Origin of the sequence: Streptomyces triticirhizae (genome assembly GCF_003696235.1) — a bacterium.
GTDB lineage: Bacteria > Actinomycetota > Actinomycetes > Streptomycetales > Streptomycetaceae > Streptomyces > Streptomyces triticirhizae.
Genome location: NZ_RFFJ01000168.1, coordinates 1 through 13,822, shown reverse-complemented (window position 1 = coordinate 13,822; position 13,822 = coordinate 1). Strand labels below are relative to the sequence as shown.

Here is a 13,822-nt window from a genome sequence, read left to right as displayed (position 1 = left end):
GCCTCGTGCGCCGCCCTGGCCCGGCGCCGCTCGGCGCGCGCCCTGGCCTCGCGCTCGGCGCGGGCGGCGCGGTCCAGCCCGTCGGCCCGCCCGCTCAGCCCGCGCACCCGCTCCTCGTGGGTGCGCACCTGGAGCCTGGCCTCCATCTCGGTCTGCCGGGCGTTGGCGCCGTCGGCGGCCAGCCGGTCCCTGACCGAGGTGTCCGGTTCCTCGACGGCCTCGCCCGCCTCCTCGGCGACGGCCAGCCGCTCCGCCAACTCCTCGGCCTGCTCCAGCGCCCTGCTCAGCTCCTGCCCGGCCCGCTCCACGGCGGCCTCGGCCCGTTCGGCCTCGCCCGCCGCCGCCCTGGCCTGCCCGCCGAGCCGGCCCAGGTCCTGCGCCACCCGGGAGCGTTCCCGCTCGGCGGCGCTGCGCCGCGCGGCCAGCTCCTCGACGGCGGCCTTCGCCGCCCGCCGCCGCTCGACCGCCGCGTCCCGCGCCTGGGTCAACTCCCGCCCCAGCCCGGTGAGCCGCTCCAGCTCCGCCGTCGCCTCGTCCACCGAGGCGCGCACCTCCAACAGGCTGGGCGCGCCGGCCGAGCCGCCGGACGCCAGCCGCCGGGAGAGCACGTCGCCCTCCCCCGTCACGGCGGTGAGCGCCGGGCTTCCGGTCACCAGCCGCAGCGCGTCGTCCAGCGTGTCCACCACGACGACGTCGCGCAGCAGCCGGCGGACGGCCGGCAGCAACGCGTCGGGCCCACGCACCAGATCGAGCGCCCAGCACCACGGCGCGGGCGCGGGCTCGCCGGCCGCCGGCCGTTCCGGCTCCGCCGCGTCGCCCACCAGCAGCGCGGCCCGGCCGGCGTCGCGCTTGCGCAGCAGCCGCAGCGCCTCGACGGCCTCGGCCGGCCCGGCCACAGCGACCGCCTCGGCCGCCGCGCCCAGCGCCGCCGCCACCTGCACCTCGTATCCCGGGGTGACCGTCAACAGCTCGGCGGCCGGGCCCAGCACGCCGGTCAGGGCCTCGCCCGCCGTCAGCAGCGCGCCCGTGCCGTCCTTGCGGCGCAGCCCCAACGACAGCGCCTCGCGCCGCGCCTCGACGGCCGCCCGTTCCCGCTCGACCCCGGCCAGCCGCTCCCGCACCGTCGACAACGCGGCCTCGGCGTCGTCCAGTTCGCGCCCGGCCTCCTCGTGCGCCTCGGCCAGCTCGCCGTCGTCGGCCTCCCGGCCGTCGACCTCGGCGCGCAGCGCCTCGTACTCCTCGCTGGCCTCGGCGGCGCGCGCGAGCGCCTCGTCCCGGCTGGCCGTGAGCCGGTCTATGCTCGCCTGCGCCGAGGCGGCCCTGCTGCGGGCGGCGTTGGCCTGGCCGTGCAGCCGGGCCAGGCCCTCGCGCCGGTCGGCCGCCGCCCGCGCGGCGTCCTTCAGCCGCCGTTCCTCCTCGGCCAACGCCCGCTCCAGCTCGGCCCGGTGCGCGACGGTGTCCTCCAGCGCGGCGCTCGCCGCCTCCAGCGCGGCCGTCAGCTCGGCCTCCTGTTCCCTGACCCTGGCCGCCTCGCGCTCCAGTTCCTCCGGCTCCCGGCCGCGCCGTTCCTCGGCGGGCTGGGAGCGGGCGCTGTTCACCCGGGCGTCGGCGAGGTTGACGGTGCCGCGCACCCGCTCGGCGAGTTGGGACAGCTGGTACCAGGTCTCCTGCGCCCGCGCGAGCCGGGGTGCGAGGGTGCGCACCTCCTGCTCCAGCTCGCTCTCCCGGCGCAGGGCGACCTTCAGGCGCTCCTCGGCCTGCTCCTTGCGCTCCTTGAGCGCGGCCTCGTCGGCGACCTCGGCGCGCAGCGCGCGGCGCAGCGTCACCAGGTCGTCGGCGAGCAGCCGCAGCCGGGCGTCCCGCAGGTCGGCCTGGATCACGGCGGCCCTGCGCGCCACGGCGGCCTGCCGGCCCAACGGCTTGAGCTGCCGCCGCAGTTCGTCGGTGAGGTCCTGCACCCGCGCCAGGTTGGCCATCATCGCGTCCAGCTTGCGGAGCGCCTTCTCCTTGCGCTTGCGGTGCTTGAGAACGCCGGCCGCCTCCTCGATGAACGCGCGGCGGCCGGTCGGGTCGGCGTGCAGCACCGAGTCGAGCTGCCCCTGCCCGACGATGACGTGCATCTCGCGGCCGATGCCGGAGTCGGAGAGCAGCTCCTGGACGTCGAGCAGCCGGCAGGTGTCCCCGTTGATCTGGTACTCGCTGCCGCCGTTGCGGAACATCGTCCGGGTGATGGTCACCTCGGTGTACTCGATGGGCAGCGCGCCGTCGGTGTTGTCGATGGTGAGGGAGACCTCGGCGCGGCCCAGCGGGGGACGGCCGGTGGTGCCGGCGAAGATGACGTCCTCCATCTTGCCGCCGCGCAACGACTTGGCGCCCTGCTCCCCCATCACCCAGGAGAGCGCGTCCACGACGTTGGACTTGCCCGAGCCGTTGGGGCCCACCACACAGGTGATACCGGGCTCGAAGCGCAGCGTCGTGGCCGAGGCGAAGGACTTGAACCCCCGCAGCGTCAGACTCTTCAGGTGCACGCCGTCGGACTTTACCGGCCGCTGATGTGGGATTCGCCGTTTCGACGCGGAGGATGGGGGGCAGATCAGTGAGTAAGCCAGCCTGGGTCAACACCCGTACTCACTACGTCACGACATGACGAAGGGACGCCGAAGCGTCCCTCGCATAAGGTAAGCAGGCGGTGCGCCTGTGCCGGCCTCTCCGTTGAGGTCAGGTCAGGGCGGGCTCCGCCTTTCGCACGTCGATGCCGTCAAGCATCGGGTCGCTCTGCCGAGCGGCGGCGGCCAACGCGTCGTTCTCCGCCTGGACCCTGACGAGCTGGGTCTCCAGGTCCTGTACGCGCTGCTGAAGCCGTCGCATCTCGGCGAGGACTCGGGGGTCGAAACCGCCGACGTGACCGAGAAGCGCCTTTGCCATGATGGATGGTCCTCCACACTGAGTGACCGACCGAAGCCGTTGGTGGGTCGTGAGGGATAACTGCCGCGACAGGCGCCCTGCCTGGTGTTCCAGGGCCAGCCGGCAGAGCCGCGCGGGACTTTCAGCGTCTCACCAAAAAGTGGGACGGTCAACACGATCACACCGCGTATCGCCCCGCGCGCCTCGGACGGAGGCTTCGCCGGGGAGGGCGCCCAACATCATCATCACGGGGGGACCGGGGGCGCCAAGGTCGTCCTGGAGCGAGAGCTTTGCACGTCGCAGCGGGGATGGCAAGCAGTTTGAGGCATATTCCAGCCCTCTTGGGACGGCGGCTCAGCGGATCTCGAAGCCCTCGTAACGCCCGCGCGGTGTGTCCCATATCTCGGTGACGCCCGCCACCCGACCGGGGGTGTCCCCCTCCCGAAGCCACGCGAGGAGTCGCTCGCAGCGCTCGCGCGCCCCCTCGGCGACCACCTGGACCCGGCCGTCGGAGAGGTTGGCGGCGAATCCGGTCAACTCCCCGATCTCCAACGCGCGGGCCCGCGTGTACCAGCGGAAGCCGACGCCCTGGACATGGCCGCGCACCCATGCCGTCAGCCGCGCCGGAGCGTCGCCGGGCGGAGCGCTCTCGCGGGCCCGTGTGCCCGGCGTCGATGAGGGGGTGGGGTCCGACATGTGACGCACGCTATCCGCCCTTTCGCATTCGCGACCCTTACGAGTACCACCTCATGCCGTACAGTCACGCGATGAAGCATCGCCTGTTCGAGTGAATATTTCGTGCATAACTGGACGATGCGCCACCAGATCGCCAAGCAGACGACACGGACGACACAAGGAGGGGCCACGCATGGGACGCCATCGTCGCCGGCGGGGGCACGCGCGCACCGGCCTCGTCGGTGCCTCCGCCGCGCTCACCGTGGGCGCGGTGGCCGTGGGCAGCGGCCTGATGCCGGGGGTCACCCAGCACCTCACCGGCGAGCGGGACGCCGAACTCGACGCCTCGGGCGAGCGGTCGAGCAGTCCGTTCGCCGCCGAGGACGACCTGGAGCGCGAAAACCCCAGGCCGACCAGGAGCGCCGAGCGCGAGGCGGCCGAGGAGTCGGCCGAGCCGACGCCGACGGAGGAGGCTAAGGAGCCCACCGAGGAGCCGGAGCCCGAGGAGACGACCCAGGAGCCCTCGCCCACCCCGGAGGAGACCACCGAGGAGCCCTCGCCGACGCCGACCCCCGAGCCGGAGCCCGAGCCGAGCGCCCCGCCCGCCGCCGAGGAGGAGCCCTCATCGCCCGAGGTCCAGGCCGCCGAGGCCGTGCTGAGCCTGGTCAACCAGGCGCGGGGCCAGGCCGGTTGCCAGCCGCTGCGGCTGGACGCGGGGCTGACCAACGTCGCCCTCGCGCACAGCAGGGACATGGCCCAGCGCGGCTACTTCGACCACACCGACCCGGACGGGCGGACCCCCTGGGACCGCGCGGCGGCGGCCGGCGTCAGCGGCATGGGCGGCGAGAACATAGCCATGGGCCAGCCGGACGCCCAGTCCGTGGTCGACGCCTGGATGAACAGCGAGGGACACCGCGCCAACATCCTCAACTGCGACTTCACCACCATGGGCCTGGGCGCGCACTTCGCCGACGGCGGCCCCTGGTGGACCCAGACGTTCGGCTACTGAGAGACCCGTCCGTTCCCTGGAACGCTCAGCCGCGCCGCGCCCTGGGCGGGCGCTGGCAGCGCGGGCAGAAGTAGCTGGAGCGGTTCATCCACGGGCGGCGGCGCACCTCGGTCGCGCAGCGCCGACAGGGCAGGCCCTCGCGGCCGTAGACGTCCAGCGAACGTTCGAAGTAGCCGGACTGGCCGTTGACGTTCACATAGAGGCTGTCGAAGCTGGTCCCGCCGGCGGCCAGCGCCCGCGTCATCACGTCTTTGACGTGGGTGAGCAGCGCCCCGACCGTCGGGCGGTCGAGGGTCGCGGTGGGGCGGTCGTAGTGCAGCCGCGTGCGCCAGAGCGCCTCGTCGGCGTAGATGTTGCCCACGCCGCTGATCAGCGACTGGTCCAGCAGTGCCCGCTTGATCGTGGTGCGGCGGCGGCGCAGCGCGGCGTGGAACGCGTCCTCGTCGAACAGCGGGTCCAGCGGGTCGCGGGCGATGTGCCCGATGACGTCCGGCAGGCCGTCGGGCAGCACCGGGTGGAGCGAGAGGCCGCCGAAGGTCCGCTGGTCGACGAAGCGCAGCTCGCCGCCGGCGACGTCGGCGAAGGTGATGCGCACCCTGAGGTGCTTCTCGTCCGGGGTGCGGTCCGGCCGCACCAACAGCTGGCCGCTCATGCCGAGATGGGCCAGCAGCGCGAGGTCGTCGCCGACCGGGAGCCAGAGGTACTTGCCCCGTCGCCGCGGGGTGTCGATGCGGACGCCGCGCAGCCTGGCGGCGAAGTCGTCGGCCCCGGCGAGGTGGCGGCGGACGGCGCGCGGGTGGAGCACCTGGGCGGCGGTGACGGTGCGGCCGCTGATCCAGCGGTCGAGGCCGCGTCGAACGACCTCGACCTCGGGCAGCTCAGGCAAGGGGCGTCCCGCCGGCCGGGGCGTCCTCCGCGTTCTCGGCGGCCTCCGCCTCGGCGCGCGCGGCGGCCTCGGCCTCGGCCTTGCGGGCCGCGTCCAGCGCCGCGCGGATGGAGCGCCAGGCGGTCTCGGCCGCCTGCTGCTCGGCCTCCTTCTTGCTGCGGCCGGTGCCGGTGCCATAGGTCTGGCCCCCGACGCGGGCGGCTGCGGTGAAGGTCTTCTCGTGGTCGGGTCCCGACTCGCCGATCACATACTCGGGAACGCCGAGCCCCTCCGCCGCGCTCAGCTCCTGGAGGCTGGTCTTCCAGTCGAGGCCGGCGCCGAGGTTGGAGGAACGCTCGATCACCGGGTCGAAGAGCCGGTGGACCAACTCGTCGGCGGCGTCCAGGCCCTGGTCCAGATAGACCGCGCCGATCACCGCCTCCAGGGTATCGGCGAGGATCGACGCCTTGTCCCGGCCGCCGGTGCCCTCCTCGCCGCGCCCCAGGCGGACGAACGCGCCCAGGTCGAGCCCGCGCGCCACCTCCGCCAGCGCCCTGGCCTGGACGACGGCGGCCCGCAGCTTGGCCAACTGGCCCTCCGCGAGGTCGGGATGCCGCCGGTAGAGCGTGTCGGTCACCACCAGGCCGAGCACCGAGTCCCCGAGGAACTCCAGGCGCTCGTTGGTGGGCAGGCCACCGTGCTCGTACGCGTAGGAGCGGTGGGTCAGGGCACGCACCAGAAGGGCGGGCTCCAGCTGGTAGCCGAGCCGCCCTTCCAGCGTCGCGAGGGACGCGGCGACGTCCGCCGCCGCCTGGGGCTGCGGCTGGGACCTCCTGGCGTGTGCCATGACGCCTGTCACCCGCCGATCAGACGTCGAGAACCTGACGACGGTTGTACGTGCCGCAGTTGGAGCACGCGGTGTGCTGGAGCCTCGGCTCCTGGCAACGCTCGCAACGCACCAGGTTCGGGGCAGCGGCCTTCCACTGCGACCGGCGGTGACGCGTGTTGCTGCGCGACATCTTCCGCTTCGGAACAGCCACGGCTACTTCTCCTGTGGTTCGTCCCCGCTCGCGCGGGGAGCCTTTGCTTGCCTGTCATGCCCGGCGGGCTCGTCCGAGGCGCGGGCCTCGGCGAACTCCCGCAGCGCCGCCCACCGGATGTCGATGGGCTCGTCGTGCTGGTGGTCGGGGTCCTCCGCGAGCCGCGCCCCACAGTCGGGGCACAGGCCCGGGCAGTCCTCCCGGCAGGTCGGTCGCAGCGGCAGCGCCAGCACGATCGCGTCCCGCACCACCGGCTCCAGATCGAACAGGTCGTTCTGGAGGAACAGCCGCTCCTCGTCCGCCTCCTCGTCCTCGGCGTCCGCGAAGCGGGCCGAGAACTCCGAGTCCGGGTAGGAGAACAGCTCCTGGAACTCCGCCGTGCCCTCGCGGGCCAGCGGCTCCAGACACCTGACACACTCCCCCGCCAGCGGGAAACGGACGGTGCCGGTGACCAGCACACCCTCCATCACCGACTCCATGCGCAGCTCAAGCTCCAGCGGAGCGCCCCTGGGCACCCGGATGACCTCGACTCCGAGGTTGTCGGGGGCCTCCACCGTCCGCGACAGGCGCTTGAGCGTACCGGGACGCCGACCCAGCTCGCGTGTGTCGAACACGAGAGGGGCTCGGTGGTCCAGCGGGGCGTTCAGGGCGTTCTGCTTTCTCGCGAAGGTTGCGGGTGACCGCGCGTGTCGGCTCCGGGATGGCGGAGCCGAGCGGGCAGCCGTGACCACCGAAGGTGCTCACAACCGAAGGGCCAGCATACGGCACGGGTCGGCCAGCTCCCAATCCCGCCCACCGGGCCCCGGCCCCTCGGCACGGAGCGTGATCAGGGCTGCCCCTGCTGGTAGTTGCGCAGTTGCTGTGGGTCGATCATGCCGGTGTCGAAGAGGCTGGTCTCGTCGAGCGCGCCCTGGCCCTGGTAGCCGTAGCCCTGCTGCTGCGGGGGGCTGCCGGGGGCGTTCGGGGCCGGCAGGGCGGGCGGCTGGGCGGCCGGCTGCTGCTGGGAGTAGTCGTAGCCGTCGGCTCCGTAGCCGCCGGCGGCGTAGGACTGCTGGCCGTAGCCGTCCTGCTGGTAGCCGCCCTGGCCGTAGGCGCCCTGGTCGTAGCCGGTGTCCTGGTACCCGGCGTCCTGGTAGCCGGCGGTCGCCGCGTAGGAGGCGGGCTGTGGGGCCTCGGCCGGGGGCGGCGGCGCGGTGGGGTTCGGCCGCTGGGACGGGGGAACGCCGAGGTACTCGTAGGTGTCCTGCTCGGCCTCGGCCTGCCCGAAGTACCCGGCGTGCGCCCCGCCGTCGGCGGCCTCGGCCGCCTCCTGGGCCGCGACGTGCTCGGCCAGCTCGTCGATGGGCCGATGGCCGGTGAGCTTCTGGCGGCCGCGCCCGACGGCCTCAAGGGTCTTGCGCAGCACGGCCTCGATGGCGCCGAACTGGGCCTCCACATAGGAGTCGGCCTGGCTCAGCAGCTCCTCGGGGCTGCCCCGGTCGGGGCCGAGCAGCTTGGTGCGGCCCCGGTCGACCGAGTCGATGGTCTTGCCCAGGACCACCTCGAAGTTGGCCAGCTTGCTGTCCACGTAGTCGTCCGCCTGGACCCTGATCTCGTCGGCCTCGGCGCGGGCCTCCGCGAGGATGCGGGCGGCGTCGGCCCTGGCCTGCTGGACGATCTCGGTCTGGTCCACCAGCGCCGCCCGTTCGGCCCGCGCGGCGTCCAACACCTGGGAGGCCTCCTGACGGGCCTCGGCCACCACCTGCTCGCGGTCGCCGAGCACCTGGCTGGCCTGGGCGAGGGAGCCGGGCAGCGCGTCGCGCACCTCTTCGAGGCCGGCGAGCAGCTCGGACCGGTTGACGACGCACGAGGCCGACATGGGCATTCCCCGGGCGTTGCTCACCGTGGCGACGATCTCGTCGAGTTTCCGCTGTACGTCCACGGAAGCGACTGTACGGCCAACTCGCGTTCGGGCGGCACCCGTCCACGGGTCGGGTCGGCCGGCCGGGGGCGCGCGGGCGCGCTCAGGGGCGCGCGAGCTTGCGCCTCAGCTCGCGCAGCACGGGCTCGGGCACCAGGTGGGAGACGTCCCCGCCCCAGGCGGCGACCTCCTTGACCAGGCTGGAGGAGAGGAAGCTGTAGGCCGGGTTGGTCGGCATGAACAGCGTCTCGACGCCGGAGAGCCCGTTGTTCATCTGGGCCATCTGAAGCTCGTAGTCGAAGTCGCTGACCGCGCGCAGGCCCTTGACGATGGCCGGAATGTCACGCTGCCGGCAGTAGTCGACCAGCAGGCCGTGGAACGACTCAACCTTGATGTTGCCGTGGTCGCTGAGCGTCTCCTCGATGAGCGCGATGCGTTCGTCGATGGTGAACAGGCCCTGCTTGGACTTGTTGATCATCACCGCGATATGGACCACGTCGTACAGCTGGGCGGCGCGTGCCACGATGTCGAGATGGCCCAGGGTGATGGGGTCGAACGACCCCGGACAGACTGCGCGGCGCAACGGCCTCTCCTCGTTCGGCCGGCCGGTCAGGGCCGGTCACCTTCTTCGTTGGGGTGTTCGTCGGGGTGCTCGTCGGGGTGCTCGTTCGCCTCTGAGGCGGCCTCGTGGCGGGCGAACCCGCCGTACCAGAAGGTGCCCTCCCCGTAGCGCCGGGAACGCAGCGCGGTGAACTCGGGGGGCCAGGCGAAGTCGCCGCCCCTCGTGGGTCGTTCGACGGTGACCAGGGCGCCGTCGGCCAACCAGCCGGCCGTTCGCAGGTCGCCCAGGATACGCGCGACCTCGGTGTCGGACACGGCGTAGGGCGGGTCGAGGAACGCCAGGTCGTAGGGCGCGGTGCCGGGCGGCGTGGCGACGACGCGCTCCGCCTTCGCGGTGCGGGCCTCGGCGCCTGGCAGGCCCAGGGCGCGGATGTTGGCCTGGATGGTGGCGGCGGCCCTGGGGTCGCGCTCGACCAGCAGGGCGTGGGCGGCACCCCGGGAGAGCGCCTCCAGGCCGACGGCGCCGGAGCCGGCGTACAGGTCGATGACCCGGGCTCCGTCCAGCGGCCCGAAGAGCGAGCCCCAGGTGGCGAAGAGGCCCTCGCGCGCCCGGTCCGAGGTGGGCCGGGTCCCCCGGCCCGGTGGCACGGCCAGCCGCCGGCCGCCGGCCGCCCCGGCGATCACGCGGGTCATTCGAGGGTCCTCACAGCAGGGTCTTCCGTCGGTGGTGACGTCCCCACGCTATACCGCTGTACGGCGCGCCTCGGGGCCGGGTGGAGAGGTGCGCCGCGGTCACGGGCGGGGCGTTCTGGAACGTTCGGAAGCGTTCGGGGGCGGGCGTTCGGGGGCGGGCGGTCAGGGTCGGGGCGGGAGGGCCCGACGGCGGGCGGCGCGGCTGGCGCTGGCCTCGTCCGCGTAGACCTCGCACACCAGCCGGCGGTCGTCGGTGAGGTCGTGCTCCAGCTCGTAGAGGCAGACCTCGCCCCCGTCGGGCAGCAGGAACGCGTGCTGGTAGATCGAGCACCAGCCCCGGCCCGCGTAGCCGGCGCGCGGCTCGGCCAGGCGGACGATGTCGTACCCCACGGCCATGGCCAGCAGCAGCCGGGTGTCGTCGCCCGGGCGGTCCGCGTTGACGGCGCGGCGCAGTAACCGCCGCGCGTGGTCGGCCGCGTCGCGGCCCGGGTAGGCGCGGCGCCCGTCGGGCCGGCCCTCGGCAGCCAGCGCCCGGACGAACGCCTCGTCCGGGAGCGGCCCTGCGGGGTCCGACCCGTGCCACGGCGCTTCCGGCTCGGGGGCCGGGCCGGGGCGGGGGTCGGCCGAGGCCGCTGGCTGTTCGGTCATGCGGGTTCCTCCCGGTTTGGCGCGGTGACGGGGCGCGACGGGGCACACACGGTAGACCGCCGACCGTGACCCGGGTGGCGTTTTCCGGAAAACATGCCGCCGGGCCTCGACCGGCCGTTCGCCACGGCCCGTCGGTAGTCCAACGCGCCGAAGGGCCGCGTTAGTTCGCGTCCGGCCCCTCGGTTCAGCCCTTTTCCAGGAACTCCTCGCGCTCGGCGTCCAGCAGGGCGTCGAGGGCCGTCCGCAGGGCCGGGGCCGAGGCCAGCTCCGGGTCCTGGTCGACCAGCGCGACGGCCTCATCGCGGGCCTCCGCGATGGTGTCCTCGTCTGCGATCACGGCCAGCATCCGCAGGCTGCTGCGACCGCCGGACTGCGCGCGGCCCAGCACGTCGCCCTCGCGGCGCTGCTCCAGGTCGATGCGGGACAGCTCGAAGCCGTCGGTGGTCGCGGCGACCGCGTCCAGCCGGGCGCGGGCCGGGCCGCCCTCCACCGCGTCGGTGACCAGCAGGCACAGCCCGGGCGCCGCGCCCCGGCCGACCCGGCCGCGCAGCTGGTGGAGCTGGGAGACGCCGAACCGGTCCGCGTCCATGATCACCATCACCGTGGCATTGGGGACGTTCACCCCGACCTCGATCACCGTGGTGGCGACCAGCACGTCCACCTCGCCGGCGGCGAAGCGGCGCATCACCTCGTCCTTCTCCTCGGGGGCGAGCCGGCCGTGGAGCACCGCGACCCGCAGGCCGCGCAGCGGGCCGCCGGCCAGCTCGTCGGCCACGTCGAGCACGGCCAACGGGGGCCGGCGCTCGGCCGATTCGGGGTTCTGGGTGTCCGTCGGCTCCGTGGGCGCGGGGCCGTCCGCCGCCTTCTCGCCGTCCTCGCCGATCCGGGGGCAGACCACATAGGCCTGGTGGCCGCGGGCGACCTCCTCGCGGACCCGCTCCCAGGCGCGGGCCAGGAAGTGCGGCTTGTCGCTGGCGGGCACCACATGGCTGGCGATCGGCGAGCGGCCGGGGGGCAGCTCGTCGAGCACGGAGGTCTCCAGGTCCCCGAAGACCGTCATGGCGACGGTGCGCGGGATCGGGGTGGCCGTCATCACCAGCAGGTGTGGCGGGCGTTGGGCCTTGGCGCGCAGCGCGTCCCGCTGCTGGACGCCGAAGCGGTGCTGCTCGTCGACGACCACCAGGCCCAGGTCGGCGAAGGAGACGGTGTCCTCGATCAGGGCGTGGGTGCCGACCACGATGCCGGCCTGGCCGCTGGCCGCCTCCAGCAGGGCGGCGCGGCGGGCCTTGGCGCCCATCGAGCCGGTCAACAGGGCGACGCGGGTGGCCCGTTCGGCGCCGCCCAGCAGCCCGCCCTCGGCCAGCGGGCCCAGCATCTCGGTCAGCGAGCGGTGGTGCTGCTGGGCGAGCACCTCGGTGGGCGCCAGCAGCACGGACTGGCCGCCGGAGTCGGCGACGGCCAGCATGGCGCGCAGCGCGACCAGCGTCTTGCCGCTGCCGACCTCGCCCTGGAGCAGCCGGTGCATCGGGTGTTCGGCGGCGAGGTCGGCGAGGATCTCCTCGCTGACCCGCCGCTGCCCGTCGGTCAGCGCGAACGGCAGCCGCGCGTCGAACGCGGTCAGCAGCCCGTCGGCCGCCGGCGTGCGCGGGCTGGCGGGCAGCTGGGCGCCCGAGCGGCGGCGGCGGGCGAGGGCGACCTGGAGGACGAACGCCTCGTCCCACTTCAGCCGGGAGCGGGCGGCGGCGATGTCCGCGCGGCTGCGCGGGCGGTGCGCCTTCTCGAACGCCTCGGGCAGCGGGAGCAGCCCGCGCCGCCCGCGCAGGCCCTCGGGGAGCGGATCGTCCACGCCCTTCCAGCCGGTGGCGTGCAGCGAGTCCAGCAGCAGCCCGACGGCCTTGGCGATCCGCCAGGACTCCAGCTGCTTGCAGGCCGGGTAGATCGGCAGCGGCCGGCCGGCGAACTCCTCGACGGCCGACGCGTCGCTCCCCTCGCTCTCCTCGTCGATCAACTCGTAGGCCGGATGGGAGAGTTGGAGGTCCCGCTGGAAGCGGGAGACCTTGCCGGCGAACATGCCGCGCCGCCCGGGGACGAGCACCCGCTCGTGGTGGTGGACCGCGCGGCGGCCGAAGAAGACCAGCCTGAGCCGGCTGCGCCCGTCCGTGAGGGTGACCTCCAGGCGCAGCCCGCGCCCGTGGTTGAACGGGCGGCTGCGGGCGTCGGCGATCTCGGCGACCACGGTGACATGCTCGTCGACGGGCAGCGCGCCCAGCGAGGTCAGCTCCCCGCGCTCGGCGTACCGCCGGGGGAAGTGGTGGAGCAGGTCACCGACCGTGTGCAGGTCGAGGTGGGCGGCCATCACCTTCGCGGTGGTGCCGCCGACGACGGAGGCGAGGGGATCGTGCGGCGCGGTCACGGTGCCCATTGCACACCATGGCACTGACAGGTGCCCCGCACCGGCCCGCTCACTCCACGCCGATCAGCAGCGGCGCCGACTGCTGGCCCGCGCAGACCACGGTGTCGACGCCCAGGTGGCCCTGGCGGAGCCGTTCCGTCAGGCCCTCGGCGAGCCCGGCGGGCGCGTCCGCGCCGAGCACCAGGGTGACCAGCTCGCCGCCGCCCGCCAGCATCCGTTCCAGCACCTGGCCGGCGACCTCGGGGAGTTCGCCGCCGATGACGACCACGTCGCCGTCCACCAGGCCCAGCACGTCGCCGCGCTGGCAGACGCCCGCCATGGTCCACGCCTGGCGTTCGGCGACGCTCACCTCGCCGAACCGGGTGGCCCCGGCCGCCGACGTCATCGCCACCACGTCCTCGTCGAAGCGCCGCTCCGGGGTGTGCACGGCCAGCGCGGCGATGCCCTGGACCGGGGAGCGGGTGGGGATCACGGCGACCCGCGCGCCGGCCACCCTGGCCTGCTCGGCTGCGGCCGCCGCCGCGTGCCACAGCTCCTTGTCATTGGGCAGCAGCACGACCTCGCGGGCCCGGGTGCCGGCGATGGCCGCCGCCAACTCCCCGCCGCCCGGCCGTTCGCCGGGCCGGACGGTCAGCGTGGTGGCGCCGGCCTCGGCGCACAGGCCGGCCAGGCCGGGGCCCGGGAGCACGGCGACCACGGCGCGGCCGTGGGCGGGGCCGGCCTCGGGGCTCCCGGTGGGCGGCGGAACGGCGGGCACCAGCGCGGTGATCCGCACCCGGTGCGGGCGGCCGGCGGCGATGCCCGCCTCGACGGCGGGGCCCGCCTGGTCGGTGTGGATGTGGATGTGCCACAGGCCGTCGCCGCCGACCACCACCAGGGAGTCGCCCAGCGCGTCGAGCCGTTCGCGCAGCGCGGGGATCGCCTCGTCCGCCGCGTCCAGCAGATATGTCACCTCGAAGCCGACGTCGGCCTCCGGCTCGCCGCAGCCGGCGCCCGCCTCGCCGGGGTGCGGCAGCGGCTGGGCGGGGCGGACCGGGCGGGCGCGGGGGGCGTCGGCCGGCGGGCCGCCGAAGAGCGCGGCGTCCAACGCGTCCAGCACCGTGACCAGGCCGCT

13 protein-coding genes and 1 pseudogene are annotated in these 13,822 nt (G+C 74.4%); 1 reads left to right on the top strand and 13 read right to left on the bottom strand.

Annotation, left to right across the window (positions count from 1 at the left end):
- From smc to EBN88_RS23265, 3 genes are all read right to left on the bottom strand, one after another.
- Positions 1-2,528, bottom strand: a 2,528-nt coding sequence (gene smc, locus EBN88_RS23275) for a chromosome segregation protein SMC (protein WP_122399031.1), incomplete at its 3' end; no start/stop codon positions are given.
- A 190-nt stretch (positions 2,529-2,718) separates the two neighbouring features.
- Positions 2,719-2,925: a hypothetical protein gene (locus tag EBN88_RS23270; RefSeq protein WP_097233017.1), complete on the bottom strand. Its 207-nt coding sequence runs from the start codon at positions 2,923-2,925 to the stop codon at positions 2,719-2,721.
- 333 nt (positions 2,926-3,258) lie between these two features.
- The gene (locus EBN88_RS23265) at positions 3,259-3,600 is read right to left on the bottom strand and encodes an acylphosphatase (RefSeq protein WP_122399030.1); all 342 of its coding nucleotides are present in this window, start codon (positions 3,598-3,600) and stop codon (positions 3,259-3,261) included.
- A 172-nt stretch (positions 3,601-3,772) separates the two neighbouring features.
- Between EBN88_RS23265 and EBN88_RS23260 the strand changes: the two genes are divergently transcribed.
- Positions 3,773-4,588: a CAP domain-containing protein gene (locus EBN88_RS23260; protein WP_122399029.1), complete on the top strand. Its 816-nt coding sequence runs from the start codon at positions 3,773-3,775 to the stop codon at positions 4,586-4,588.
- Positions 4,589-4,613: 25 nt separating this feature from the next.
- Here EBN88_RS23260 and mutM read toward each other — a convergent pair whose 3' ends face one another.
- The 10 genes and pseudogenes from mutM to EBN88_RS23210 all read right to left on the bottom strand — a co-directional run.
- Positions 4,614-5,474: a bifunctional DNA-formamidopyrimidine glycosylase/DNA-(apurinic or apyrimidinic site) lyase gene (mutM, locus tag EBN88_RS23255; protein ID WP_122399028.1), complete on the bottom strand. Its 861-nt coding sequence runs from the start codon at positions 5,472-5,474 to the stop codon at positions 4,614-4,616.
- Positions 5,467-6,300, bottom strand: coding sequence for a ribonuclease III (rnc, locus tag EBN88_RS23250; RefSeq protein ID WP_122399027.1), 834 nt, complete (start codon positions 6,298-6,300; stop codon positions 5,467-5,469). Before rnc ends, mutM begins: the two co-directional genes overlap by 8 nt.
- Before the next feature lie 19 nt (positions 6,301-6,319).
- Positions 6,320-6,493 carry a 50S ribosomal protein L32 gene (rpmF, locus tag EBN88_RS23245; protein ID WP_122399026.1) on the bottom strand — a complete coding sequence of 58 codons (174 nt, stop codon included), beginning with the start codon at positions 6,491-6,493 and terminating at the stop codon, positions 6,320-6,322.
- A 2-nt stretch (positions 6,494-6,495) separates the two neighbouring features.
- Positions 6,496-7,107, bottom strand: coding sequence for a YceD family protein (locus EBN88_RS23240; RefSeq protein ID WP_122399025.1), 612 nt, complete (start codon positions 7,105-7,107; stop codon positions 6,496-6,498).
- A 212-nt stretch (positions 7,108-7,319) separates the two neighbouring features.
- Positions 7,320-8,414: a cell division initiation protein gene (locus EBN88_RS23235; protein WP_122399024.1), complete on the bottom strand. Its 1,095-nt coding sequence runs from the start codon at positions 8,412-8,414 to the stop codon at positions 7,320-7,322.
- An 82-nt stretch (positions 8,415-8,496) separates the two neighbouring features.
- The gene (gene coaD / locus EBN88_RS23230; protein WP_199742454.1) at positions 8,497-8,976 is read right to left on the bottom strand and encodes a pantetheine-phosphate adenylyltransferase; all 480 of its coding nucleotides are present in this window, start codon (positions 8,974-8,976) and stop codon (positions 8,497-8,499) included.
- Positions 8,977-9,002: 26 nt separating this feature from the next.
- Positions 9,003-9,647: a 16S rRNA (guanine(966)-N(2))-methyltransferase RsmD gene (gene rsmD, locus EBN88_RS23225; protein WP_122399022.1), complete on the bottom strand. Its 645-nt coding sequence runs from the start codon at positions 9,645-9,647 to the stop codon at positions 9,003-9,005.
- Positions 9,648-9,809: 162 nt separating this feature from the next.
- Entirely contained in the window at positions 9,810-10,295 is a 486-nt protein-coding gene (locus tag EBN88_RS23220) for a DUF6227 family protein (protein ID WP_122399021.1), read from the bottom strand.
- Between the two features lie 184 nt (positions 10,296-10,479).
- Positions 10,480-12,717 carry an ATP-dependent DNA helicase RecG gene (gene recG, locus EBN88_RS23215; protein WP_122399020.1) on the bottom strand — a complete coding sequence of 746 codons (2,238 nt, stop codon included), beginning with the start codon at positions 12,715-12,717 and terminating at the stop codon, positions 10,480-10,482.
- A 40-nt stretch (positions 12,718-12,757) separates the two neighbouring features.
- A pseudogene (locus EBN88_RS23210) lies at positions 12,758-13,822 on the bottom strand (DAK2 domain-containing protein); the annotation flags it as partial.

Excerpts from the sequence above, each read along its gene's own strand:
- EBN88_RS23270 (WP_097233017.1), bottom strand. The coding sequence starts at position 2,925 with ATGGCAAAGGCGCTTCTCGGTCACGTCGGCGGTTTCGACCCCCGAGTC.
- EBN88_RS23220 (WP_122399021.1), bottom strand. The coding sequence starts at position 10,295 with ATGACCGAACAGCCAGCGGCCTCGGCCGACCCCCGCCCCGGCCCGGCC.
- rsmD (WP_122399022.1), bottom strand. The coding sequence starts at position 9,647 with ATGACCCGCGTGATCGCCGGGGCGGCCGGCGGCCGGCGGCTGGCCGTG.
- EBN88_RS23260 (WP_122399029.1), top strand. The coding sequence starts at position 3,773 with ATGGGACGCCATCGTCGCCGGCGGGGGCACGCGCGCACCGGCCTCGTC.
- EBN88_RS23265 (WP_122399030.1), bottom strand. The coding sequence starts at position 3,600 with ATGTCGGACCCCACCCCCTCATCGACGCCGGGCACACGGGCCCGCGAG.
- recG (WP_122399020.1), bottom strand. The coding sequence starts at position 12,717 with ATGGGCACCGTGACCGCGCCGCACGATCCCCTCGCCTCCGTCGTCGGC.
- rnc (WP_122399027.1), bottom strand. The coding sequence starts at position 6,300 with ATGGCACACGCCAGGAGGTCCCAGCCGCAGCCCCAGGCGGCGGCGGAC.